General features: G+C 66.5%; 19 protein-coding genes and 2 riboswitches. Of the genes, 12 read left to right on the forward strand and 7 right to left on the reverse strand.

The window, feature by feature from the left end; genetic code table 11:
- Positions 1-9: 9 nt before the first annotated feature.
- From ACSQ3S_RS19740 to ACSQ3S_RS19750, 3 genes are all read right to left on the reverse strand, one after another.
- Positions 10-1,173 (reverse strand): cell division protein ZipA C-terminal FtsZ-binding domain-containing protein, encoded by a 1,164-nt coding sequence (locus ACSQ3S_RS19740; protein WP_436143504.1) that lies wholly within the window; start codon positions 1,171-1,173, stop codon positions 10-12.
- Entirely contained in the window at positions 1,170-4,697 is a 3,528-nt protein-coding gene (gene smc / locus ACSQ3S_RS19745; protein WP_436143505.1) for a chromosome segregation protein SMC, read from the reverse strand. The genes ACSQ3S_RS19740 and smc overlap by 4 nt, the downstream gene beginning before the upstream one ends.
- Positions 4,698-4,796: 99 nt before the next feature.
- Positions 4,797-5,426: a phosphatase PAP2 family protein gene (locus ACSQ3S_RS19750; protein WP_436143506.1), complete on the reverse strand. Its 630-nt coding sequence runs from the start codon at positions 5,424-5,426 to the stop codon at positions 4,797-4,799.
- Positions 5,427-5,571: 145 nt separating this feature from the next.
- Here ACSQ3S_RS19750 and ACSQ3S_RS19755 point away from each other — a divergent pair, with 145 nt between their 5' ends.
- Both ACSQ3S_RS19755 and ACSQ3S_RS19760 read left to right on the forward strand, forming a co-directional pair.
- Positions 5,572-6,195, forward strand: a complete 624-nt coding sequence (locus ACSQ3S_RS19755; protein ID WP_436143507.1) for a glutathione S-transferase family protein — start codon at positions 5,572-5,574, stop codon at positions 6,193-6,195.
- Positions 6,196-6,214: 19 nt separating this feature from the next.
- Positions 6,215-6,880, forward strand: a complete 666-nt coding sequence (locus ACSQ3S_RS19760; protein WP_176651125.1) for a LysE family translocator — start codon at positions 6,215-6,217, stop codon at positions 6,878-6,880.
- Positions 6,881-6,892: 12 nt separating this feature from the next.
- On the opposite strand, the gene ACSQ3S_RS19765 is transcribed toward ACSQ3S_RS19760, so the two are convergent.
- Positions 6,893-9,454, reverse strand: a complete 2,562-nt coding sequence (locus ACSQ3S_RS19765) for a DUF1631 family protein (protein ID WP_436143508.1) — start codon at positions 9,452-9,454, stop codon at positions 6,893-6,895.
- A 244-nt stretch (positions 9,455-9,698) separates the two neighbouring features.
- On the opposite strand from ACSQ3S_RS19765, the gene ACSQ3S_RS19770 reads away from it, so the two are divergent.
- Together ACSQ3S_RS19770 and ACSQ3S_RS19775 are read left to right on the forward strand one after the other, a co-directional pair.
- Positions 9,699-11,501 carry a methyl-accepting chemotaxis protein gene (locus tag ACSQ3S_RS19770; protein WP_436143509.1) on the forward strand — a complete coding sequence of 601 codons (1,803 nt, stop codon included), beginning with the start codon at positions 9,699-9,701 and terminating at the stop codon, positions 11,499-11,501.
- Positions 11,502-11,659: 158 nt separating this feature from the next.
- Complete coding sequence (locus ACSQ3S_RS19775) at positions 11,660-11,872, forward strand: hypothetical protein (protein ID WP_176651128.1); 213 nt, start codon at positions 11,660-11,662, stop codon at positions 11,870-11,872.
- Positions 11,873-11,933: 61 nt separating this feature from the next.
- Here ACSQ3S_RS19775 and ACSQ3S_RS19780 read toward each other — a convergent pair whose 3' ends face one another.
- Positions 11,934-12,494: an ATP-dependent Clp protease proteolytic subunit gene (locus ACSQ3S_RS19780; protein ID WP_176651129.1), complete on the reverse strand. Its 561-nt coding sequence runs from the start codon at positions 12,492-12,494 to the stop codon at positions 11,934-11,936.
- 140 nt (positions 12,495-12,634) lie between these two features.
- A riboswitch (glycine riboswitch) is annotated at positions 12,635-12,733 on the forward strand.
- Between the two features lie 5 nt (positions 12,734-12,738).
- Positions 12,739-12,847, forward strand: a riboswitch (glycine riboswitch).
- Between the two features lie 75 nt (positions 12,848-12,922).
- Between ACSQ3S_RS19780 and gcvT the strand changes: the two genes are divergently transcribed.
- The 6 genes from gcvT to ACSQ3S_RS19810 all read left to right on the forward strand — a co-directional run bounded on the left by gcvT (position 12,923) and on the right by ACSQ3S_RS19810 (position 18,595).
- Positions 12,923-14,050, forward strand: a complete 1,128-nt coding sequence (gene gcvT / locus ACSQ3S_RS19785; RefSeq protein ID WP_436143510.1) for a glycine cleavage system aminomethyltransferase GcvT — start codon at positions 12,923-12,925, stop codon at positions 14,048-14,050.
- Between the two features lie 36 nt (positions 14,051-14,086).
- Positions 14,087-14,467 (forward strand): glycine cleavage system protein GcvH, encoded by a 381-nt coding sequence (gene gcvH, locus ACSQ3S_RS19790; RefSeq protein ID WP_436143511.1) that lies wholly within the window; start codon positions 14,087-14,089, stop codon positions 14,465-14,467.
- 100 nt (positions 14,468-14,567) lie between these two features.
- Complete coding sequence (gene gcvP / locus ACSQ3S_RS19795) at positions 14,568-17,462, forward strand: aminomethyl-transferring glycine dehydrogenase (protein ID WP_353404494.1); 2,895 nt, start codon at positions 14,568-14,570, stop codon at positions 17,460-17,462.
- 103 nt (positions 17,463-17,565) lie between these two features.
- Positions 17,566-17,898 (forward strand): ArsR/SmtB family transcription factor, encoded by a 333-nt coding sequence (locus ACSQ3S_RS19800; protein ID WP_436143512.1) that lies wholly within the window; start codon positions 17,566-17,568, stop codon positions 17,896-17,898.
- Between the two features lie 8 nt (positions 17,899-17,906).
- Entirely contained in the window at positions 17,907-18,164 is a 258-nt protein-coding gene (locus ACSQ3S_RS19805) for a hypothetical protein (RefSeq protein WP_436143513.1), read from the forward strand.
- 23 nt (positions 18,165-18,187) lie between these two features.
- Entirely contained in the window at positions 18,188-18,595 is a 408-nt protein-coding gene (locus ACSQ3S_RS19810) for a hypothetical protein (RefSeq protein WP_436143514.1), read from the forward strand.
- Here the strand turns inward: ACSQ3S_RS19810 and ACSQ3S_RS19815 are convergent.
- Together ACSQ3S_RS19815 and ACSQ3S_RS19820 are read right to left on the reverse strand one after the other, a co-directional pair.
- Positions 18,592-20,223, reverse strand: coding sequence for a methyl-accepting chemotaxis protein (locus tag ACSQ3S_RS19815; RefSeq protein WP_436143515.1), 1,632 nt, complete (start codon positions 20,221-20,223; stop codon positions 18,592-18,594). The genes ACSQ3S_RS19810 and ACSQ3S_RS19815 overlap by 4 nt on opposite strands.
- Positions 20,224-20,229: 6 nt before the next feature.
- The gene (locus ACSQ3S_RS19820) at positions 20,230-20,673 is read right to left on the reverse strand and encodes a cache domain-containing protein (protein ID WP_436143516.1); all 444 of its coding nucleotides are present in this window, start codon (positions 20,671-20,673) and stop codon (positions 20,230-20,232) included.
- Between the two features lie 106 nt (positions 20,674-20,779).
- Here ACSQ3S_RS19820 and ACSQ3S_RS19825 point away from each other — a divergent pair, with 106 nt between their 5' ends.
- Positions 20,780-21,115, forward strand: a complete 336-nt coding sequence (locus ACSQ3S_RS19825; RefSeq protein ID WP_176651138.1) for a DUF6677 family protein — start codon at positions 20,780-20,782, stop codon at positions 21,113-21,115.
- A gap of 90 nt (positions 21,116-21,205) precedes the next feature.
- Positions 21,206-23,221: a TonB-dependent receptor plug domain-containing protein gene (locus tag ACSQ3S_RS19830; RefSeq protein WP_436143517.1), complete on the forward strand. Its 2,016-nt coding sequence runs from the start codon at positions 21,206-21,208 to the stop codon at positions 23,219-23,221.
- The last annotated feature ends 1 nt before the right edge of the window (position 23,222 follow it).

The following is a 23,222-nucleotide window of genomic DNA, read 5'->3' on the forward strand; positions in this document are numbered from 1 at the left end:
GCCGACTTCCTAGCTGAACAAACGCAGTGCGCGGGTGGAACCGGCCGGGATGTCGGCGTCGCTCATCTCGGCGTAGAAATCCTGCACCTGGCCGGCGATCTCGGACAACGCGGCGTCCGACAGCGGCTGGTTGTAGTCGTCGACGATGGTCGCGTCCAGGCGGCCGACCAGCGACTTGGCGCAGGCCACCATGGCGCCGAAACCATCACGCGAAGGCGCCACGCATGGCACGTCCAGCAGCAAGGTCAGGCGCGAGGTGGTCTCCTCGGCCAGCGTGACGTTGGTCGACAGCGAGAACAGGAAGCCGCCCTCGCCGTCCGGCATCACGTAGCGGCCGTCGGGACGCACGTCGAAGCCTTGTTTTTCCAGCGCGCCCAGCAGGGTCGAAATCGCCCACGGCGCGCCGTTCGATTGCAGGTTGACGCCCAGTTGCGCGTCGTGGCCGGCGACGAAGCGGTGCAGGTTGCGCGCTTCGGCCATCACTTCGATCATGTCCGGGATTTCCGGCTCGGCGCCGATTTCGTCGGCCATCGCGCGCAGGCGCGTGACCAGCTCCGAGTATTCCAGTTCGTTCAACGCGGTGCTGCGGCTGGCCAGCTGCACGCCGCCCTGCAGTTTGGTGTAGACGCCGCCATGGACGATGGGCTCCCAGTCGCCGCTGACGGCCAGGCCGATGTAGTGCACCGGCTTGTTGCCAACCATGCGCAGGGTTTGCAGCACCGGCAGCAGCTTGTCGCCGCGCGCCGCGCTTTCCAGCGCCAGCGGCAGCAGGCAATCGATCAGCGGATCGACCAGCGCGGTGGCCTGCTCGGCTGCGGCGGCCGAGGCGGCGTTGGCGCGGGCGGCCAGCGCGGCGGCGGCCGACGGATCGTCAGACGCCGAACTGAATCCGGCGGCCACCGCGCCCAGCGCCGCGGCGGCCGCGGCAGCTTCGCCACCGGCCACGCCAGGCGGATCGACGTCGAGCGAGAAGCTCGGCTCGTGGCGCGTGGTGGATGACGAGGATGACGAAGCCGGCGCGTCGCCGGTGCGCATCAGCACGTCGTCATGGTCGGTCGAGAAGGCGCGTTCGACGCTTTTCTTGGCCTTGTATTCCTGAATTTTGTTATACGTGAACACGCCGGCGACGAATACGCCGGCGATGCCGATCAAACTCATTTGAAGGTCTGTCATGCTGCTTGTGCCTCGGAAGCGAAGTTTGCGGCGGATTCCATATCCACCGCCACGATGCGCGATACGCCCTGCTCTTGCATCGTCACACCGATCAGTTGATTGGCCATCTCCATCGCAATCTTGTTGTGCGAGATGAAGAGGAATTGGGTATGGTCGGACATGCGCTTGACCATCCGGCAGAATCGTTCGGTATTGGCGTCGTCCAGCGGCGCGTCGACCTCGTCGAGCAGGCAGAACGGCGCCGGGTTGAGCCGGAACATGGAGAACACCAGCGCGGTCGCGGTCAGCGCTTTCTCGCCGCCGGACAGCAGGTGGATGGTGGCGTTCTTCTTGCCCGGCGGCTGGGCCATGACCTGCACACCGGAGTCGAGGATTTCGTCGCCGGTCATGATCAGCTTGGCCTGGCCGCCGCCGAACAGGATGGGGAACAGTTCAGAGAAGTGGCCGTTGACGCGGTCGAAGGTGTCTTGCAGCAGGTCGCGGGTTTCCTTGTCGATCCTGGCGATCGCGTCTTCCAGCGTGTTGATCGCTTCGTTCAAGTCGGCGTTCTGCGAGTCGAGGAAGTTCTTGCGCTCGGAGGCCGTCGCCAGCTCGTCCAGCGCTGCCAGGTTGACGGCGCCCAGGCCGGCGATGGCGTTGGTCAGGCGCGTGACTTCGCCCTGCAGGTAGGACGCCTTCATGTCCGGATGCAGCTTCTCGGCCAGCGCCGCCTCGTCGGCCTGCACTTCGGCCAGCTGCGCGGCGAACTGCTCCTGGTTCAGGCGCGCGGCCTGTTCCTTCAGCTGCATTTCCATGATCTTGTCGCGCTGCGGCTGCAGCGCGCGCTCGGTCGACATGCGGCCTTCCTCGAACATGCGCAGCTGCTGCGTGATCTGATCGAGTTCGTGGCGCGCGTCGGACAGCGCTTTTTCCTGCGCGGTGCGGCGGTCCAGCAGATCCTGCAAGCCTTCATTGGCCTGGCCGGATTCGAGGTTGGCCAATTCGGCCTGGCCCGCTTCCAGGCTTTCCGTGACCTGCGCCACCTGCGCGGTGGCGGTGGCGATGGAGCGGCGGAATTCCTCGATCTTGCTGCGCTGGGACTTCTCGGCGAACTGCGCTTCCTGCGCGCCGCGCTCCAGGTCGCGCAAGGCTTCGCGCGCGTCGGCCAGGCGCTGCTCCTTTTCCAGGAACAGCGTCTGGCCCTCTTCGTGGTCGCCCTGCAGGTTGCCGAGTTCCATGTCGAGCTGCTCGAACTTTTCCTCGGACTCCATCTTGATCTGGGTCTGCTCTTCTTCCTGCGCGGCGATTTCCGCCAGGTCGGTTTCGATCTGGTTGCTGCGCTGGTTGAAACGCGCCTCGATCTCGGACAGCTTGACCACGTCCAGCTGCAGCGTGTGCACCGACTGCTGCAGGCTCTGCACCTTGGCGCGGTATTCGGTCAGCCTGCGCGTCAGCTCGGAGACGGCGGCATCGGCACGCACCGAGCGGGCGCGGGCCTCGTCTGCCAGCATCTGCTGCGCGCGCAACTGCTTGGTGAGGTTGTCGATCTCGTGCTGGCGGCCCAGCATGCCGTCCTGCTCGGAGTCGGCGGCGTAGAAACGCACGCTGCCCTGCGTGACGGCGTGGCCCTGGCGCGTGACGAAGAAGGCGCCCGGCGGCAACTTGGCGCGCTCGGCGAAGGCTTCGGCCGTGTCCTCGGCGACGTAGACATTGTGCAGCCAGTCCTGCAGCAGGCCGCGCAGGCCGGGGTCGTTCAGCTTGAGCAGGTTCAGGAACGGCTTCAGGCCGGCCACTTCGACCGGCGTCGGCGGCACGGCGGTCGACGGCGCATACAGCGCCAGCTTGGCCGGCGGCGCGTCGCTGAAGAAGGCCTTGGCCCATTCGATGTTCGACATCTGCAGCGCCGAGGTGCGCTCGCGCAGCACGGATTCCAGCGCGGTCTCCCAGCCGTCCTCGATGTTGAGCTTCTGCCACAGGCGCGGCAGCGTGTCGAGTTCGTGCTTTTGCAGCCACGGCGTGACCTTGCCCTGCGTCTGCACCCGCTCCTGCATCTGGCGCAGCGCGTTCAAGCGCGCTTCCAGCTGGGCGTTGGCGGCGGTTTCGGTGTTGACCTGGTTTTGCGCGGCCTGGCGCTCGTCTTCCAGCTTCGGCTGCTGCTCCTGCGCTTCCTCCAGCAGGAAGCCCTGCTCTTCCAGCGCCTGCTGCTTTTCCTCCAGCTGCAGGCGCAGGTTGTTCAGGTGTGCGCTGTCGGGCATGCTCAAGCCGCTCTTTTCCTGCTGCAGGCGTTCGCGCCGCACGGCCAGGCCGTTGAGGATGTTGTTGGCGTTGCGCTGGTGCGCCGACTCCAGTTCCAGCTGCTGCTGCGCCTGCATGATGCGGGCGCGCGACTCGGTGCTCTTGACCTGCGCCTCGCGCCACACCTGCTCCAGCATCGGCAGCGACTCGGCCTTTTGCTCGGCCATCATCTGCGATTGCTCGACCTTGGCCGACAGCTCTTCCAGCGTGAATTCCGCTTCCTCGATCTGGCCGCCGTACTCGGTGGCCTGGTGCTGCCACTGGTCGCGTTGCGCGGTCAGCGCGGCCAGCTGCGCCTGCAGGCGGCTGCGCGATTCGATGACGAACTTGATCTGCGCTTCCAGGCTGCCGATCTCGGCGTTGGTCTGGTACAGGCTGCCCTGCGCGGTGTGCAGGCGGTCGCCGGCGGCGAAGTGCGCCTGGCGCATCTGCTCCAGCGACAGCTCGACGTTGCGCAGCTTGGCGGTCTGTTCCTCCAGATCGTTTTGCGCCTGCTCCATCTCGCGGAAGTATTTCTTCTGCTCGGTCTCGGCCTCGATCTTGCGCAGCAGCCACAGCAGCTTTTGCTTTTCTTCCTGGTCCGATTGCAGCTGGTGGAACTTGGTGGCGACTGCCGCCTGGCCTTCCAGCTTTTCCAGGTTCGAATTCAACTCGCGCAGGATGTCGTCCACGCGCAGCAGGTTTTCGCGGGTGTCGTGCAGCCGGTTTTCGGTCTCCCGGCGGCGCTCCTTGTACTTGGAGACGCCGGCCGCCTCCTCAAGGAACACGCGCAGCTCTTCCGGGCGCGACTCGATGATGCGGCTGATCATGCCCTGGCCGATGATCGCGTAGGCGCGCGGGCCGAGGCCGGTGCCCAGGAAGATGTCCTGGATGTCGCGCCGGCGCACCGGCTGGCCGTTGATGTAATAGGTCGACGTGCCGTCGCGCGTCAGCGTGCGCTTGACGGCGATTTCCGCGTACTGGCCCCACTGGCCGGCGGCCTTGCCGTCGTTGTTGTCGAAGACCAGCTCGACCGACGCCCGCCCGGCCGGCTTGCGGTGGGTGGAGCCGTTGAAGATGACGTCCTGCATCGATTCGCCGCGCAGCTCGGACGCCTTGGATTCGCCCAGCACCCAGCGCACGGCATCGATGATGTTCGACTTGCCGCAACCGTTAGGACCGACCACGCCAACCAACTGACCCGGCACCTGGAAATTGGTGGGATCAACGAATGATTTGAATCCCGACAATTTGATGGAAGATAGACGCACGTTGTTATCTGGAGTGTGGGCTGGAAAAGTTCACAATAATACCATTTTGCGTATCAAATCTGGCCGAAAACGCATACGTGGCAGGAGGCTGCACCTGGCCTAGCGCAATCGCGGCAGGGGCTGCTGCCACATCTGCCGGGTGTAGGGCCGGTCATGCCCGGAAAGATACAGCGCGGCATGGGTGATCCAGCGTTCGGCCGGCACCGGCTCGGCGCGCGGCGCCACCAGCAGGATGGGCAGACACAGCATCACCAGGACGCGGCTCATCGCCATGTGTTCCTCGGCGCCGGCGTACCAGATGAAGGCGGCGGCCACCGCCAACCCAAGCAGGCAACCACAGACCGCCTCCGAGATCGAGTGCTCGTGCACGCGGACGCGGGAGATGGCGATGAGCACCGCCAGCAGCACGCCGGCGGCAGTGGCCCACTGGCGCGCCGCCGGCGGCGACGAACGCAGCGCCAGGAAACCGGCCACGGGAAACACGGCTGCAGCGCGCATCGCGTGGCCGCTGAAGCCGCCGAATTCGACCGACTGCACGCCGATGCCCCAGCCGATAAAGGCGATCTTGGTGGCCACGACCAGCGCCATGCCGGCGCCGAACAGCAAGACCCAGGCCGCCGTCAGCCGCCAGGACTTGCCGGCCATCAGCCACACGGCGATCGCCACGCCGATCGGTCCGGTAACCGCCAGACTCCCCACTACACTCAAGCTATGCCACCACATCATCATCTAATCGCCTATCCGTTATTTTTGCACTGCACCATCATTAAAACATATGCCGGCACATTTTAACTAAAATTGCCGTGCAACAATAGACAGAAATGAAAGCTTGGGGCCGCCTGCAGCCATTTGCGGGGCGTGGCATACTCTTGCCATGCTTACCATACTTGGCAAATCCTCCTCCATCAATGTCCGCAAGGTGCTGTGGACCTGCGCCGAAATCGGCCTGGACTACCGACTGGAACAATACGGCGGCGGTTTCCAGCCGACCGGCACGCCGGAATTCCTGAGATTGAATCCCAACGCGATGGTGCCCGTCATTGTCGACGACGGGCAGCCGCTGTGGGAATCCAACTCCATCTGCCGTTATCTGGCGCACAAGCATGGCCGCACCGACCTGCTGCCAGCGACGGCGATGCCGCGCGCGCAAGTGGAGAAGTGGATGGACTGGCAAGCCACGGAGCTGAACAATTCCTGGCGCTACGCTTTCATGGCGCTGGTGCGACGCAGCCCGAAGCATGCCGACGCGGCCGCCATCGCCGCCAGTGCGGCGGAATGGAACCGGTTGATGGGGATGCTCGATGCGCAACTTGCGGAGACCGGTGCTTTTGTCTGCGGCGGGCAATTGACGCTGGCCGACGTCGTTCTGGGGCTGTCGGCAAACCGCTGGCGCTCGGTGCCGATGGAGCGGCCGGCCCTGGCGTCGGTCGATGCCTGGTTCGACCGTTTGAGCGAGCGCGACGGTTTTCTCACCCACGGCCGCAACGGCCTACCCTGACCTTTTTGGGAGTTTAGCAATGACTGTTTCGACCTGGCTGTTATTTTTATCGGTTTCGCTGGCCGCGGCGTTCAGCCCGGGACCAGGCGTGCTCATGGCGATCTCGACCGCGACCACCATGGGTGCGCGGCGGGCTTTCTACAGTTCGGCAGGCAATGCGCTGGGGGTGTTCATCGTGGCGACGACGGCGGTGGCGGGCCTGGGCCTGCTGCTGAAGACGTCGGCGCTGGCTTTCGCCGCGTTGAAGGTGGCCGGGGCGGCTTACCTGATTTACCTGGGCATCAAAGCCTGGCGCGGCGCGCGACTGGTGACCGAGACGGCGCAGGCCGCCGCCACGGCGGGGGCGGCGCAAGACGTGGCCGAGACGGCCCAGGCCAGCCGGCTGAGCACCTTCCGCAGCGGCCTGCTGGTTGCGGTGAGCAATCCGAAAGCGATCCTGTTCTTCACCGCCGTGTTCCCGCAATTCATGCCGCCGGATCACGTGGATCCGGTGCGCTTCCTGCTGCTGACGTCGACCTTCACCAGCTGCACGCTGCTGTCCCACTTCTTTTACGTGGCGTGCGCGTCGTGGCTGAAGCGCAGCGTCAAGCAAAGCATCGCCCGCACCCGCCTGGCCAAGCGCACCACCGGCGTCATTTTCGTCGGCATGGGCGGCGCCCTGCTCACCTTGACCAACTCGAAGTAAGAACGGCCTTCGTCAACCGAAGGCGGAGGCTGGCGGGTCGATCGAGGCGTCGTTGTCTGCGTTGCGGGCTAGGGCTTGCGACAGCGCGACGGCAACCACGCCTTCGGTGCGCACCACCTCCACCGTCTGCTCGCGGAAGCGTTTGGCCAGCTGCTCGCCAGACATCGAGAACGCTTCCTGCCGTGCCGCAGTCGAGAAGATATACAGCGTGCGCAGCGGGCTGATCCACGCCAGCTTGACCTTGCGGCTGCCGCCGTCTTCCTGCTCGAACTCCAGCCACATGCCGCGCGCCAGGCTGTCGACTTCGATGGCGGCGTCCTCCTCTTCCGGATCGGGCTGCTGTTGGGCGCGCGCTTCCTCGGCGGCCTTTGCCGCGGCTTCGGCCTTGGCTTGCAGTTCCAGCCGGCGCTCGGCGGCCTGCTGGGCCACCTGCATCGAAATCTCCAGCTGGCGTTCCGCCGACATCTCCAGCGGCGCACGCACGATGGAGGCGTGGCACTCGGCCAGCTCGGCAAAGAATTGCAGGCGGTCGGCGTCCTGCCACTTGATGACGTCCAGCCATTTGTTCAGCGTCGACAGCAGGCCGGGCAGCTTGGCGATCAGCTGCTTGCGCTCGTCGGCGTTGAGCTTGGGACGCACGCTCCAGATCAGGTCGTCCATGGTCTTGGTGGCGTTGTTGACGGCGCCCGGCTTGTCGTCCTCGATGCTGTAGGCGATGGTCAGCACCGAGACCCAGCGCTGCTCGAGGAAGGCTTCGACCACGGCGATCACTTCACCGGTGCCGATGCGCAAGGCGACGGCGTTCTTGGCCAGCTTGCCCGCTTCGTACATCTTTTCCTGCTTCAGCGCGGCGGCGATCGGCTCGGCGATGGCGGTGGCGGCGGCGCGCTCTTCGGCCTGGATCGACGCTTCCAGCTCGTTGACGGCCTCGGTGAAGACGGACAGTTCGTGATCGTAGTCGCGGCCGACGCGGTCGACGCTGCGCTGCATCGCCTGGAACAGCGGGTCTTCCGGCCCCTTGCGCTGCTCCCAGCCCATGCGCGACAGCAGGTCGATCAGGCGGCGCGCAGGGTGGGCTTCCTGGAAGAAGAAATTCTTGTCGACCAGCGCAGCTTTCAGCACCGGGATCTGCAGGAAGCGGATCAGGTCGCGGATTTCCTGCGAGATGTTTTGATCGCGGAACACAGTGTCGAATATCGCCGACAGCAGGTCGATCGTGCTTTCATCGGTGCGCGACAAGCTGCCCTGCGGCATGCTGGCTTTGATGTTGGGCAGGTAGAACACATTGCCCGGAACCGCCGTATCGCCCGTCGCAGCCGGCGCGCCGTTCACGGCCGGCATCGGCGAGGCCGCCACGCCCGGGATGGAGGCCGCGCCGGCCACCGCGCCCAGGGTGCCGATGGATTCGTAGGGAACCGCTTTTTGCAGCTGGGCCAGGTATGCCAGCAGCGGCTGCTTGGCGCCGATCTGCGACAGCCGCTGCGCGTCCTCATTGCTCAAGCCCGGCACGAAGCCTTGCGCCGGGCCCTGCACCCAGACGCCGCCCGCCCCCTGCACCGCCCCGGCGGGCATGGCGCCGGCCGGCATTTGCATCGCTCCGCCGACAGGCGCAAAGCCGCCAGCAGCGACCGCTTGGGAGCCGGCCGCTGCGACGAAGCCCGGCGCCGCGACGACGCCGTCGGCCGCGCCGCGTCCGGCGGCATTCGGCACCCATGCGGCGCCGGCGTTGAGCGCCGACATCGGCAGATCGGGAATACTCAGGTCGACGCCCAGCAAGCCGCCGGCGATGTTGTCGACGATCTCGCCGGCGGCCGAGCCGGCCACGTCGCTGGAGGCGAAGAACTGGCGCAACTGCTGCGCCAGCGCCGCCTGGTTGCCGCGCACGCGCGACGGCGCGGCGGCCTTGGACTTGTCGGTCTTGCGGCCCTTGTAGCCGTCCACCGATCCCGGCAGCACACCCTTGCTCTGCAACGCCAGGTTCAGCGCGTCGAGCATCGGACCCAGCTCGATGAACATGCCGGGCTTGATGAACGGCTGCAGCAGCGGCGCCGCTTCCGGCTCGGTGTCGAACTCGGTCCAGGCCTGCTGCAGCGCGACCAGGAACACTTCGGGACGGAACGGATTCTGGCTGCCGCGCAGGATGTCGCGGTCCAGCAGGAACGCCAGGCGCACGTTCAGCGTCTGCAACTGATCGGAGTACAGCGTCTCGAACGGCTTGCTGACGCCGCCCAGCGCCACCTTGTTGTCCATTTCCTCGTACGGCACCAGCGACAGCGGCTGCTCGGCCTCGCGCGGCTGGCCCTTGGCGGCCGGCGCCAGTTCGGCGATCTCGCGCCGCAGCGCCTTTTCCAGCGTGCCGCTGGCCAGGTGCAGGAAGGCGAAATTGCGGTTGCGCAGCTGGTTGCCGGCCCGGATGCGCAGCTGCATGGCGCGGGTGTCGCCGTCGGTGGCATCGATCAGCGCGCCGGCCAGCTTGGTGGCCAGTTCCAGGTATTGGTCGCCGGCATGCTTGGTGGCGATGCCGATCAACTCTTCCAGCAAGGCATGCCGCGGCGAAACCGTCTTTTTCGGCACTGCGGATGTTGTGGAAGTTGCAACCATGGTCGGACCTGCTCAGGCGTATTCAATCGGGATACCACATTCTTGCACATTATTTCCACATGGCAATACACGAATGGAAAGACTGTGTGATTTTTTGCGTATTTTCCTGACTTTCAGCAACTTTTCCGCCACTGTTGACCCGACTCAAACGACAAGGTTGAGGTTTCCTTAACATAACAAACTCCCCTCCCGCCTTCCGCCGACACCAAGGATCACCATGAAATTCTTACATAACCTGGAAACGTCCAGCAAGCTGCTGGCCGCTTTTGCCGCCGTGCTAAGCCTGAGCGTGCTGCTTGGCGTCAGCGCCTTGTCGCGCATGAGCGCCATCGACCAAGCCTCGTCTGAATTATCCGGCAAATGGCTGCCGCGGACGATAGCCGTGCTGTCGCTGCGCAACGATCTGCAGGAAGTACGCAAGCTGCAGCATGTGGTGGTCGCCGACAAGGACAGTATCGCCGATGCCGACAGGAAGCTCGCCGACGCGATGACCGCGCTGCGCGCCAACAGCGGACAGCTGGCGCGGCTGCTGGACGACTCACCGGCGGCGACTGCAGAACTGCTGCGCCAGAGCGGCGAGTTCGGCGCCGAGCATGACAAGCTGGTCGCGCTGGCTGCCGCCGGCAACCGCGAGCAGGTCGGCGCGCTGCTGAAGGGCCGCTCGCAACAGCTGCTGGACGGGCTCAACGGCACGCTCGACAAATTGCTGGCCGCGCAGATAGACGGCAGCCAGCAGGCGGGCCGCGCGGCCGACGAGCTGTACAGCGGCGCGCGGGTGGTCACCGCCGGCCTGCTGGGCACGGCGATCTTCGGCGGCGCGCTGCTGGCGCTGTGGCTGGCGCGCTCGATCTCGACGCCGCTGCGGCAGACGATGCAGGTGGCCCAGCGCATCGCCGACGGCGACCTGGGCAACCGCATCGATGTCACGTCGGACAATGAAACCGGCAAGCTGCTGCGGGCCATGCAGCATATGAACGACAGCCTGCTGGCGGTCATCGGCCAGGTGCGCGGCGGCGCGCGGGCGCTGGGCGGCGCGGCGGCGGAGATTGCCGAGGGCAACCTGGACCTGTCGGCGCGCACCGAGCAGCAGGCGGCGTCGCTGGAGGAGACCGCGTCGGCGATGGAGCAGCTGACGGCCACCGTCAAGCAAAACGCCGATCACGCGGTGCAGGCCAACCAGCTGGCCCTGTCGGCCTCGGCCGTGGCGGTGCGCGGCGGCTCGGACGTGGAACTGGTGGTCGGCACCATGGCGTCGATCAACGACAGCTCGAAGAAGATCGCCGAGATCATCGGCGTCATCGACGGCATCGCCTTCCAGACCAATATCCTGGCGCTGAACGCGGCGGTCGAGGCGGCGCGCGCCGGCGAACAGGGGCGCGGCTTCGCGGTGGTGGCGTCCGAGGTGCGCAACCTGGCGCAGCGCAGCGCGGCGGCGGCGCGCGAGATCAAGCAGCTGATCGACGATTCGGTCGACAAGGTGGCGCGCGGCACGCAGCTGGCCGACCAGGCGCGCAATACGATGGACGAGGTGGTCGGCAGCGTCAAGCGGGTCACCGGCCTGATCGGCGAGATCGCCGATGCCAGCGCCGAACAGACCACCGGGCTGGAACAGGTCAACCAGGCCATCGCGGCGATGGACCAGGCAACCCAGCAAAATGCCGCGCTGGTCGAGCAGGCTGCCGCCGCCGCGGCGGCGATGCGCGGCGAGACGGACAAGCTGGGCAAGGCGATCGAGGTGTTTGCCGTGCCTGATGGCGACGCGGCGCAGGCCGCGCCCGCCGGGCGGCATGCGGCGCCAGGCGGGCGGCGGACGGCGCGCGGCAGCGCTGCGGATGCCGAATTTGCCGAACCGGCCGTGGATCTGGCGGACTCGGCGGAAGTCCGGCAGCCGTTGCGGGCGTTGCCGAAGCCGGCCGAGCGCCGCAAGCAGGCGCGCGCCGGCGCACCGGCGGCGGCCGGCGGCAAGCGCGCAAAAGGAAATAGCGGCGCCGCGCAGCAGGCCGAGTGGGAGGAATTTTAAGCGGGCAGCAAGGCATGCTCCTACACGCCACCAAGAGGAATTCCGATAGCGATCCCCTACACGAAAACGCATCATTGCCACACCTGAAACGCGGCGGAATTTCAAGTGTCGGCGCGAATCCGGCGAGTACGTTCTTTCACTTTCGCAAAGGAATCAAAATGAACTCGAATCAAAAAGGTGGCGGTAGTAAACAAGGCTCCAACCAGGGCAGCAGCAAGCAGTCCGGCGGCCAGGGTTCGTCCAGCGGATCGCGCGGCAGCAGCGGCGGCACGCAGGGCGGCACCCATGAGCAGCACGTGGAGGCCGGCCGTCAAAGTCACAAAAACGACGGCAAGAAACAGTCCGGCGGCTCCGGTAATCAAGACCGCTGAATAAGCCGGCGAGGCCGGTGAGGCCAGCGGCGGTCACTGCGGCGCCAGCCCCGGCGCCGCATCAGATGTTTGCCACCCGTTGTCCGCGCGGCGGCGCGAAATCCTTCACCTCATTGATCATCCCTACCACCAGGCCTTCGGACGCCGTCAGGTGCAAATCGGAATATTCGTGGATGCGCCAGTGCTCGGCGGTCAGCTGCACGTGCTCGCGCAGGATCTGCTCGGTGCGGGCGTCGTCCGCCTGCAAGCCCTCGACGATGATGCGCAGCGCGTCCGGCCGGGCGCCGTGCGGCGCGCTGGCGTGCGATTTGTGCACCATGAAGCGCGCCGTGTCGCTGGCGTAGCGCTCCGAGCCGGACAGGAACAGGATCACCGCGATCGAGGCCACCGCGCCGGCGTTGTAGGTGCAGATGCGGATCGGCAGCTTGCTCAGGTAGTTGTACAGGCAGATGCCGTCGCTGACGTAGCCGCCGTTGGACTGGATCAGGATATGGGCGGTGGTGATGCGGTCCTCCGTCATGTCGGCGACCGCGTCGAACACGCGACGCACCATGTCGCTGTTGACGTCGCCGGACAGGGTGAACCACGCGTGGCCCTCGTAAGTAGTTGAATCTTGGCTCATGGCTGGGCTCTCGAATAGGTGTGGTTTATTCTAGCAAATAGTTGTTTTGCGGGCCTTATTGTTGCATTCATTCGTGCGCGGGTATTGTTGCCACCGTTGCCGTCAAGATTGACAATATCGCCCTTCTGACATATATTCCCGAGTCTTGATCGGGAGAGGGTTGCCGGGCGAATTCGCCGGAGCAGCCGCCGAAGGGGCACTACCCAAAAACTCTCAGGCAAAAGGACCGATCAAGGGGCCAGTTTGGCTCAACTCTGGAGAGCGGCCGCGGCATACGCCGGCGGCCCACCGAAGGGGCGCGCGGAGATCCATTTCTCCGTAATCTCTCAGGTACCAAGGACAGAGGGGTCTGCGATCATTGTGGAATCAGCTTTTTAGCCGTTCCTTGTATGTTCTGTTAACCCCTATTCGAATTGGACCGAGGAATCATGACGCTCAAAGCTACCCCACTCAACAACGCCCACCGCGCCGCCGGCGCCCGCATGGTCGATTTCGGCGGCTGGGACATGCCGGTCAACTACGGTTCGCAGATCGAAGAACACAACGCCGTGCGCACCGACGTCGGCATGTTCGACGTGGCCCATATGTGCGTGGTCGACATCAAGGGCGACAACGCGCGCGCCTTCCTGCGCGGCCTGCTGGCCAACAACGTCGACAAGCTGCAGGTGTCGGGCAAGGCGCTGTACTCGTGCATGCTCAACCCGCAGGGCTTCGTCATCGACGACCTGATCGTCTACTTCATCAACGAGAGCTGGTTCCGCCTGGTGGTCAACGCCGGCACCGCCGAAAAAGACGTGGCCTGGATGCAGCAGCAAAACACCGCCACCGGCAGCGGCCTGACGATCACCCAGCGCAGGGATGGAGACGGCGCCAACGCCATGGCCTTGATCGCCGTGCAGGGCCCGAACGCCCGCGCCAAGGTATGGCAGGTGATCCCGGAATCGAAGGAAGGCACGGCCGACATGAAGCCGTTCAACGTGGCCTTCGCCCACAGCCCTGTGTTCGGCGAGGCGATGATCGCCCGCACCGGCTACACCGGCGAAGACGGCTTCGAGATCGGCGTGGCCGCCGACCAGGCCGAGAAGCTGTGGAACGCGCTGGCCGCGGCGGGCGTCAAGCCGGCCGGCCTGGGCGCGCGCGACACCTTGCGCCTGGAAGCGGGCATGAATCTGTACGGCCAGGACATGGACGAAACCGTCAACCCGCTGGACGCCGGCCTGGCCTGGACCATCGACCTGGTCGCCGAGCGCGACTTCATCGGCAAGGCCGCGCTGCAGGCGATGGGCCAGAATGCCCAGTTCGTCGGCCTGATCCTGCGTGAAAAAGGCGGCGTGCTGCGCGCGCACCAGAAGGTCGTCGTGGCCGGCACCGACGCCGTCGGCGAGATCACCAGCGGCACCTTCAGCCCGACCATGCAGCAGGCCATCGCGCTGGCGCGCGTGCCCAACGGCGTGGCCGTCGGCGACACCGTGCACGTCGAGATCCGCGACAAGAAGCTGGCGGCGTCCGTCGTCAAGCTGCCGTTCGTGCGTAACGGTAAAATCCTTGCTGTATAAATTAGTACCCCTGACACCTACCCTCTGGAGCCTTACATGAATATTCCTGCAGACCTGAAGTACACCGAATCCCACGAATGGGTACGCGCTGAGTCTGACGGCACCGTCACCGTCGGCATCACCGAGTTCGCGCAGGACGCGCTGGGCGACATCGTCTTCGTCGAACTGCCGAAAGTGGGCACCACCTACGGCACCGGCGACGACGCGGCCGTGGTGGAATCGGTCAAGGCGGCCAGCGACATCTACGCGCCGATCGCCGGCGAAGTCGTGGCCGTCAACGAAGACGTGGCCAGCGCGCCGGAATCGATCAACACCGACGCCTACAGCGCCTGGCTGTTCAAGATCAAGCCGGCCGACGCCGCAGCGATCAACGGCCTGATGGACGCCGCCGCCTACGGCAAGACCACCGAAGCGTAATTTCGCCGCCACGCCGCACCGTCATTCCCGCTTGCGCGGGAATGACGGCAGCGGCTGATTTGCCGTCCCGCTCACTTACTCAGCTCCCCGCCCCCATATCATGACCCGCACCAGCCTGACCCAACTCGAAGCCCGCGACGCCTTCATCGCCCGCCACATCGGCCCTGACGCCGCCGAACAGGAAGCCATGCTGTCGGTACTCGGCTACGCCTCGCGCGCCGCCCTGATCGACGCCCTGGTTCCCGCCAACATCCGCAACCAGGGCGCGCTGCCGCTGGGCGCGTACTCGCAGCCGATGCCGGAACAGGAAGCGCTGACCAAGCTGAAAAAGATCGCCTCGAAGAACAAGGTGCTCAAGTCGCTGATCGGCCAGGGCTACTACAACACGCTGACGCCGGGCGTCATCCTGCGCAACATCTTCGAGAACCCGGCCTGGTACACCGCCTACACGCCTTACCAGCCGGAGATTTCGCAGGGCCGCCTGGAAGCGATCCTGAACTTCCAGCAAACCGTCACCGACCTGACCGGCATGGGCATCGCCAACGCCTCGATGCTGGACGAAGGCACCGCCGCCGCCGAGGCCATGACCTTGCTGCAGCGCGTGGGCAAATCGAAATCTGCCGTGTTCTACGTCGCCGACGACGTGCTGCCGCAGACCCGCGAAGTGGTCGAGACCCGTGCCAAGCCGCTGGGCATCGAGGTGCGCGGCTTCCATCCGGCCGAGCTGGCCGGCATCGGCGAAGCCTTCGGCGTGCTGCTGCAGTACCCTGGCGTCAACGGCGCGGTGCGCGACTACGCGGCCGACGTGGCCACGATCAAGGCCAAGGGCACGATGGTGGTGGTCGCCGCCGACCTGCTGGCGCTGACCATGCTGACGCCGCCGGGCGAATGGGGCGCCGACGTCGTCGTCGGCAACAGCCAGCGCTTCGGCGTGCCGCTGGGCTTTGGCGGCCCGCACGCCGGCTACCTGGCCACGCGCGACGAATTCAAGCGCAGCATGTCCGGCCGTCTGGTCGGCGTCACCATCGACGCCCAGGGCAACAAGGCCTACCGCCTGGCGCTGCAAACCCGCGAGCAGCACATCCGCCGCGAAAAAGCCACCTCCAACATCTGCACCGCGCAGGTGCTGCTGGCGGTGATGGCGTCGATGTACGCCGTCTACCACGGCCCGAAAGGCCTGCAGCAGATCGCCAAGCGCGTGCACCGCTACACCGGTGTACTGGCGTCCAACCTGAAGACGCTGGGCTACACCGTCGTCAACGACAGCTACTTCGACACGCTGACCGTCGCCGTCAAGAACGCCGAGCAGCTGCACGCATCGGCCCATTCGCACGGCGTCAACCTGCGCGTGATCGACGCCTCGCATGTCGGCGTGTCGCTCGACGAGACCACCACCCGCGAAGACATCGCGCTGCTGTGGACCGTGTTCGCGCATCCGGTTGGCGGCCCGGCCCACGGCCCGGACTTCGACACCGTCGAAGCGGCTGTTTCGCGCTCGTTCCCGGAATCGCTGGCGCGCACCAGCGACTACCTGACGCACCCGGTGTTCAACCGCTACCACTCCGAAACCGAAATGCTGCGCTACCTGCGCAGCCTGGCCGACAAGGACCTGGCGCTGGACCGCACCATGATCCCGCTCGGTTCGTGCACGATGAAGCTGAACGCGACGTCCGAGATGATCCCGGTCACCTGGCCCGAGTTCTCCAACATCCACCCGTTCGCGCCGGACGCGCAAACCGTCGGCTACCGCGAGATGATCGCCCAGCTGGAAGAGATGCTGTGCGCGCTGACCGGCTACGCGGCCGTGTCGCTGCAGCCCAACGCCGGTTCGCAGGGCGAGTACGCCGGCCTGCTGGTGATCCAGGCCTACCACGCTTCGCGCGGCGAAGGCCACCGCAACATCTGCCTGATTCCGTCGTCGGCGCACGGCACCAACCCGGCATCGGCCAACATGGTCGGCATGCAGGTGGTGGTGACCGCCTGCGACGCCAGCGGCAACGTCGACCTGGCCGACCTGAAGGCCAAGGCCGAGCTGCACTCGAAGAACCTGGCCTGCGTGATGGTGACCTACCCTTCGACCCACGGCGTGTTCGAGGAAGGCATCCAGGAACTGTGCGAGATCGTCCACGGCCACGGCGGCCAGGTCTACATCGACGGCGCCAACATGAACGCGCTGGTCGGCGTGGCGGCCCCAGGCTCGTTCGGCGGCGACGTGTCGCACCTGAACCTGCACAAGACCTTCTGCATCCCGCACGGCGGCGGCGGTCCTGGCGTCGGCCCGATCGGCGTCGGCGCGCACCTGGCCAAGTTCCTGCCCAACCAGCGCTCGAACGGCTACATCCGCGACAACGCCGGCATCGGCTCGGTCAGCGCGGCGCCGTACGGTTCGGCCAGCATCCTGCCGATTTCGTGGATGTATATCGCGATGATGGGCGCCGAAGGCCTGACCGCGGCCACCGAGACGGCGATCCTGAACGCCAACTACATGGCGCGCCGCCTGTCGCCGCACTTCCCTGTGCTGTACTCGGGCCACGACGGCCTGGTGGCGCACGAGTGCATCATCGACCTGCGTCCGCTGCAGGATGCCACCGGCATCAGCAACGAGGACGTGGCCAAGCGCCTGATGGACTTCGGCTTCCACGCGCCGACCATGAGCTTCCCGGTGCCGGGCACCCTGATGATCGAGCCGACCGAGAGCGAATCGAAGGCCGAGATGGACCGCTTCATCGACGCCATGATCACCATCCGCGGCGAGATCGCCAAGGTTGAAAGCGGCGAATTCGACAAGCTGGACAACCCGCTCAAGTTCGCGCCGCACACGGCCGAGGTGCTGACGGCCGACGTCTGGGAGCGCAAGTACAGCCGCGAAGTGGCGGCCTATCCCGTGCCGTCGCTGCGCAAGCAGAAGTACTGGCCGCCGGTCGGCCGCGCCGACAACGTGTACGGCGACCGCAACCTGTTCTGCGGCTGCGCGCCGATGAGCGACTACGAGTAAAACTACGGGTAAATCACCCGCTCCTCACGAAGCCCGGCACGCGCCGGGCTTTTTTTTGCCTAAAGTGTTTGACACGCTGACACCTGTCAGATATTCTTTACACATGAAATCGAAAACGCCCCCCCCCACCGGAGACCAGCTGCTGGCCATGCTGGCGGCGCTGTCGAATCCGCACCGGCTGCGCATCATCGCCGCCCTGTCGGCGGGCGGACGCAACTACGTCAGCCAGATGGCGCGCGAGCTGGGCATCAGCCGGCCCTTGCTGCACCTGCATCTGCAGAAGCTGGAGGACGCCGGGCTGGTCGCCAGCCAGCTGGAGTTGTCCACCGACGGCAAGGCGCTGAACTATTTTGAAGTGAACGCCTTTGCCGTCGAGCTGACCCCGGCCTTGATCGCCGAGGCGGCGAAAACCCTGTCCAACAACACTGAAACCTAGAGGCCATCATGTCCGAACACATCTACTTGTTAACCCTGGCCCTGCCGCTGGCGGCCATCGTCGCGGTCTTCGGCCTGCGCGCGCTGGCTGCGGTCAAGCAAGCCAGGCTGCGTTTTGAGAACGATGAGGAGTACCGGCAGATCGCCGAAAAATCAGCGGCCGCGCAGACCGAAACGGCAGCCGCGCTGAAGGCTATGGGCGCATCGCTGGCCGACGTCCAGTCGCGGCTGGCGCAGGTCGAGAAGGTATTGAAGGAAGTCGAGTAATCCATTTTTTAAGGAGCCACGCCATGCATCAAGTATCGTTGTTACGCCTGTATATGCTGAGAACCGTCTACCTGATCATCGCCGTGGGCCTGGGCCTGGTGATCTGGCCCGGCGTGATCCATCACGCCCAGCCGTGGGGCCTGATGCAAGGCTTCGTCAACTGCATGCTGGCCGCGTTCGGCCTGCTGTGCGCGCTCGGCATCCGCTATCCGCTGCAGATGCTGCCCGTGCTGCTGTGGGAGCTGAGCTGGAAAGTCCTGTGGCTGGTCGTCGTCGCGCTGCCGGCCTGGCAGGCAGGCCCGCTGGATCAGGCCATGCTGGAAAACCTGATTGAGATAGCCTTGGTGGTGATCATCCCGATCGCCATGCCGTGGGGCTATGTGTTCAATAAATACTTGAAACAGCCGGGCGACCGCTGGGTGAGCGCCTAGCTGCGCACCGACGCCAGACGCAGGCGCGCCACGCGGGGCGAGCCCGCAGGATGGACCAACCCGGGCGGATCGCGTCCTTCGTCCAGCTTGAACGTCGCCACCGCCTCCGACAGCGTGACGGCCTGGCGCTGCAGGCCCGTCGCGGCGGCGACGGCCTGCTCCACCAGCAGCAGGTTTTGCTGCGTCACCTGGTCCATCTCGACGATGGCCTGTTTTACGTCCTGCAAGCCCTGCGCCTGTTCCGCGCTGGCCTCGCTGATCTGGCCGATGATGTCGCCCACCTGCCGCACCGACGCCACGATCTCCTCCATGCTGCCGCCGGCCTCCTCCACCGAGCGGCTGCCGCCCTCGATCTCGGCCACCGACTGGGCGATCAGCAGCTTGATCTCCCGCGCCGCCGTGGCCGAGCGCTGCGCCAGCGTCAGCACCTCGCCCGCCACCTGCGCGAAGCCCTGCCCGTGCGCGCCCGCGCGCGCCGCCTCGGCCGCCGCGTTCAAGGCCAGCAGATTGGTCTGGAAGGCGATGCCGTCAATCACGCCGACGATCTCCACCACCTTGCGCGAGCTGCCGCGGATGGCCGCCATCGTCACCACCAGCCGCTGCACCACGCTGCCGCCGCGCACCGCGAAGCTGGTGGCGCAGCGCGCCAGCTGGTTGGCCAGTTGCGCGTTGGACGCGGTCTGCGTCACGGTCGCGCTGAGCTCCTGCATCGAGCTGCTGGTCTCCTCCAGCGTGCTGGCCTGCGCCTCGGTGCGCTGCGTCAGGTCGGCATTGCCCTGCGCGATCTCGCGCGAGGCGGTGTCGATCGACTGCGCCGACGCCAGTATCGTCTTCAAGGTCGTGTTCAGGTTGCGGATGCTGGTGTCCAGGGCGCGCGCCGTCTCGGCGATTTCGTCCTTGCCGTAGACCCGGTTCTTCACCGTCAGGTTGCCCTCGGCCAGGTCGACCGCCGCCGCGCCGATCTCGCGCACCTCCTTCAGCATGGCGTTGCGCACCGCCATCGTCACCAGCAGCGACAGCGCGATCGACAGCGCCACCACCACCGGCATCATGGTCGACAGCGACTTGAACTCGGCTTCGGCGTCGGCGTAGGCGCGCTCGCTGAGCGACTGCTCCAGCCGCGACAACTGCTCCAGCCGCTGCGCCACCACGTCGAACGCGCGCTCGGCCTTGGACATGGCGTTGGCCGCCATCGACTGGTCCACCATGGCCAGCTCGATGACGTCGGCGATGGCCTGGACGTACAGCGCGTGCGCGGCCTGCGACTGCGCCACGAAGCGCCGCTCGGCGGCCGAGTTCTGGGTGGCCATCTCCAGCTGCGCGAACTGGCGGTCCAGCGCCGCGTGGCGGGCGTGGATGTCGCGCACCAGCGCGTCGATGCGCGGCGGCGAGAAGCTGGCGTTGATCCAGGTGAGCAGCTGGTAGATCTCGGTGTGGGCGTGCTGGGCGCCGGCCACCAGGTCGGCCGCCGCCTTCAGCCGCACGGCGCGCTGCTGCACCATGTCCTCCAGCCGCTGGTTCTGCCGCACCATGCCCAGCCCGGCGCCCGCCGACAGCATGATCAGCAGGATCAGCACCACGCCGGGCGCCAGCAGCAGCTTGGGACCTATCCTCAGTTTGCTGAGCATCGCGGCTCAGTGCTTGTAGATGCCGGCTTCCAGCGCCACGTCGCCCACCCGCAGCACGTAGGTGGTCTTGGCCTCGACCTTGCCCGATTCGGGGTTGCGGAACTTGTAGCCGACCCAGCCGTGACCCTGGCCGCGCGCCACCGCCACCATCTCCCGGCGGAACGGCTTGCCGTCGGCGTCCGGCACGTCGAGCAGGTTCTTGCCGATCAGCGCGGTGGTCGGATGGGCCACGGTGATGCCGTCCAGGTCGCGCATCGCCAGGTACAGCGCGCCCTGGTTGAATTCCGGATCCCGGCTGTTGATGCGCGCGATCATCGCCGCCTTGCCATGCGTGCGGACAAACCGGGCGCCCTTCTCGGCCAGCGCGACCGCGTCTTTTTCGTTGGGCGCGGCGGCGGCCGCAGTGTACGGGCCGCTCAGCAGCAGGATGATGGCAAACAAGGCGCGCATGATTCCCCCCGGCAGGTAAGATGTTGTAATCTACGTCACGCCACCCGGCCTAATATTGCGTTTAGTCAATTCCACCACGGCCCGACAAAGAAACAACAGGAACCCCATGAAAGCCTCCACCAAGGCGGCGCTGATCTCGGCGCTGCTGTTCCCCGGCCTCGGCCACCTGGCGCTGCGGCGCGGCCTGCGCGGCCTGCTGTTCATCGTGCCGACGCTGCTGGCGGCCGGCTACCTGCTGCGCACCACGCTGGTACTGGCCGGCACGCTGGTCGACGACATCAACAGCGGCAAGCTGCCGTTCGACCCGTTCGCCATCCTCGAACGCGTCAACGCCTCCGGTATTGACAATCCAGCCACCAACGGCGCCGCGCTGGTGTGCATCGTCTGCTGGGCCGGCTCGGTGCTCGATGCGCTATGGCTGGGCCGCCAGCAGCGCCACTGACACCGCTACCTGTTGCGGAAACGCCATTGCAACACGGCAGCCGCCGCGCGCCCCTGTACAAGCGCGCCGCGACCTGCCACCATCTTATCTATGAGAAACAAAATCCCGCGTCCACCGCGCCGTGCGCTGGCCGCGCTGACCTTGCTGCTGACGCTGGCGCCCGCGCGCCACGCCGCCGCCGATAGCACCGACCACGCCGCCGCGCCGCAGGACGCCGACCTGACCGCGTTGCCGCTCGAACAGCTGATGGCGCTGGAAGTGTACAGCGCCTCCAAATTCACCCAGCGCGCCAGCGAGGCGCCGTCCAGCGTGACCGTGCTGACCGCCGCCGACATCCGCGCCTACGGCTGGCGCACGCTGGCCGACGCGCTGCGCAGCGTGCGCGGCCTGTACGTCAGCTACGACCGCAACTACAGCTACCTGGGCGCCCACGGCTTCCTGCGGCCGGGCGACTACAATACCCGCTTCCTGCTGCAGATCGACGGCAACCGCGTCAACGACGCCGTCTACGACCAGGCCCCGCTGGGCGCCGAATTCCCGCTCGACCTGGAGCTGGTCGAGCGCATCGAATACGTGCCCGGCCCCGGCTCGTCGATCTACGGCGCCAACGCCTTCTTCGGCGTGATCAACGTCATCACCCGCCGCGCCCAGGACCTCGAAGGCAGCAACGCCAGCGTCAGCGGCGGCCAGGGCGGCGCGCGCCGCGCCAGCGCCAGCCACGGCTGGCGCGACGGCGCCGGCATCGACTGGCTGCTGTCGGCCAGCCGCTACAAGACCGACGGCCGCGACCTGTTCTACGCCGACTACGCCGGCGACGGCAGCGACGGCGTGGCCCGCGGCCTCGATTACGAAAGCGGCAGCCGCCTGTACGCCAAGGCCACGCGCGGCGCCTGGACCGCCACCCTGCTGCACGCCGAACGCGACAAGGGCGTGCCGACCGCCTCGTTCAGCCAGGCCTTCAACGACCCGCGCTCGCGCACCATCGACGACCAGACCTATGCCGACCTGGCCTGGCACGGCGCGCTCGGCGCCCGGGCCGAACTGGACGCCCGGCTGTACTGGGGCGCCTACGAAACGCTGGGCGACTACGTCACCGATAACCAACTGCGCACCCTCAACCGCGACCTCAGCACCGGCCGCTGGTGGGGCGGCGAACTGCGCGCGCTGGCCGCCGCCGGCGGCCACAAGCTGCTCGCCGGGCTGGACTTCGAGGACGACTACCGGCTGCGGCTGCTCAACTTCGACCTCGAACCGGCGCAGAGCTACCTGGAACAGAACCGGCAAGGCCGGCGCATCGGCCTGTACGTCCAGGACCAGGTGGCGCTGACGCCGACGCTGCTGCTGAACGCCGGCCTGCGCTACGACCACCACCCCGGCAGCGGCGGCGTGTTCAACCCGCGCCTGGCGCTGGTCCGGCAGTGGGACGTCGCCACCACCGTCAAGGCCATGTACGGCAGCGCCTACCGCGCGCCCAACCTCTACGAGCGCTTTTACCAGGTGCCCGGCGCCGGCGGCCAGCTGGCCAATCCGGCGCTGGGCCGCGAGCGCATCCGCAGCAGCGAACTGGCGCTGGTGCGCCAGCTGGCGGGCAACCGCCGGCTCACCGTGTCGGCCTTCCGCAACGAGGTATCGGGGTTGATCGCCGCCGTCAACACCGGCGAGCTGCCGATGTTCATCAACGCCGGCACGGCGGTCGCGCGCGGGATCGAACTCGAATACGAGCAGAACTGGGCCAACTCGGCGCGGCTGCGCGCCAGCTACACCTGGCAGCGGGTGCGCCAGGACGGCGCCGGCGACGGCGTCAACACGCCGCCGCAGCTGGCCAAGCTCAACCTGGCGCTGCCGCTGGCCGGCGCCTGGCGCGCCGGCGTCGAAGCCCAGTACGTCGGGCAGCGGCAAATGATACAGGGCGGGCGCAGCGGCGCCCACCTGCTGGCCAACCTGAACCTGTACTCGCAGCGGCTGACGCGCCACTGCGACGTCGCGCTGGCGGCCTACAACCTGTTCGACCGCCGCTACGCCGACCCGGCCGCCGAGGAGCACCGGCAAAACGCCATCGCCCAGGACGGCCGCCGCCTGCAGCTCAAACTGACGCTGGCCTACTGAC

It is taken from the genome of Duganella sp. LjRoot269 (genome assembly GCF_964254095.1).
GTDB classification, from domain to species: domain Bacteria; phylum Pseudomonadota; class Gammaproteobacteria; order Burkholderiales; family Burkholderiaceae_D; genus Rugamonas; species Rugamonas hordei.

What these genes read in the sequence shown, in the direction of transcription:
- ACSQ3S_RS19740 (WP_436143504.1), bottom strand. Translation starts at nt 1,173, where the DNA reads ATGACAGACCTTCAAATGAGTTTGATCGGCATCGCCGGCGTATTCGTC.
- ACSQ3S_RS19750 (WP_436143506.1), bottom strand. Translation starts at nt 5,426, where the DNA reads ATGATGATGTGGTGGCATAGCTTGAGTGTAGTGGGGAGTCTGGCGGTT.
- ACSQ3S_RS19755 (WP_436143507.1), top strand. Translation starts at nt 5,572, where the DNA reads ATGCTTACCATACTTGGCAAATCCTCCTCCATCAATGTCCGCAAGGTG.
- ACSQ3S_RS19760 (WP_176651125.1), top strand. Translation starts at nt 6,215, where the DNA reads ATGACTGTTTCGACCTGGCTGTTATTTTTATCGGTTTCGCTGGCCGCG.
- ACSQ3S_RS19770 (WP_436143509.1), top strand. Translation starts at nt 9,699, where the DNA reads ATGAAATTCTTACATAACCTGGAAACGTCCAGCAAGCTGCTGGCCGCT.
- ACSQ3S_RS19775 (WP_176651128.1), top strand. Translation starts at nt 11,660, where the DNA reads ATGAACTCGAATCAAAAAGGTGGCGGTAGTAAACAAGGCTCCAACCAG.
- ACSQ3S_RS19780 (WP_176651129.1), bottom strand. Translation starts at nt 12,494, where the DNA reads ATGAGCCAAGATTCAACTACTTACGAGGGCCACGCGTGGTTCACCCTG.
- gcvT (WP_436143510.1), top strand. Translation starts at nt 12,923, where the DNA reads ATGACGCTCAAAGCTACCCCACTCAACAACGCCCACCGCGCCGCCGGC.
- gcvH (WP_436143511.1), top strand. Translation starts at nt 14,087, where the DNA reads ATGAATATTCCTGCAGACCTGAAGTACACCGAATCCCACGAATGGGTA.
- gcvP (WP_353404494.1), top strand. Translation starts at nt 14,568, where the DNA reads ATGACCCGCACCAGCCTGACCCAACTCGAAGCCCGCGACGCCTTCATC.
- ACSQ3S_RS19800 (WP_436143512.1), top strand. Translation starts at nt 17,566, where the DNA reads ATGAAATCGAAAACGCCCCCCCCCACCGGAGACCAGCTGCTGGCCATG.
- ACSQ3S_RS19805 (WP_436143513.1), top strand. Translation starts at nt 17,907, where the DNA reads ATGTCCGAACACATCTACTTGTTAACCCTGGCCCTGCCGCTGGCGGCC.
- ACSQ3S_RS19810 (WP_436143514.1), top strand. Translation starts at nt 18,188, where the DNA reads ATGCATCAAGTATCGTTGTTACGCCTGTATATGCTGAGAACCGTCTAC.
- ACSQ3S_RS19815 (WP_436143515.1), bottom strand. Translation starts at nt 20,223, where the DNA reads ATGCTCAGCAAACTGAGGATAGGTCCCAAGCTGCTGCTGGCGCCCGGC.
- ACSQ3S_RS19820 (WP_436143516.1), bottom strand. Translation starts at nt 20,673, where the DNA reads ATGCGCGCCTTGTTTGCCATCATCCTGCTGCTGAGCGGCCCGTACACT.
- ACSQ3S_RS19825 (WP_176651138.1), top strand. Translation starts at nt 20,780, where the DNA reads ATGAAAGCCTCCACCAAGGCGGCGCTGATCTCGGCGCTGCTGTTCCCC.
- ACSQ3S_RS19830 (WP_436143517.1), top strand. Translation starts at nt 21,206, where the DNA reads ATGAGAAACAAAATCCCGCGTCCACCGCGCCGTGCGCTGGCCGCGCTG.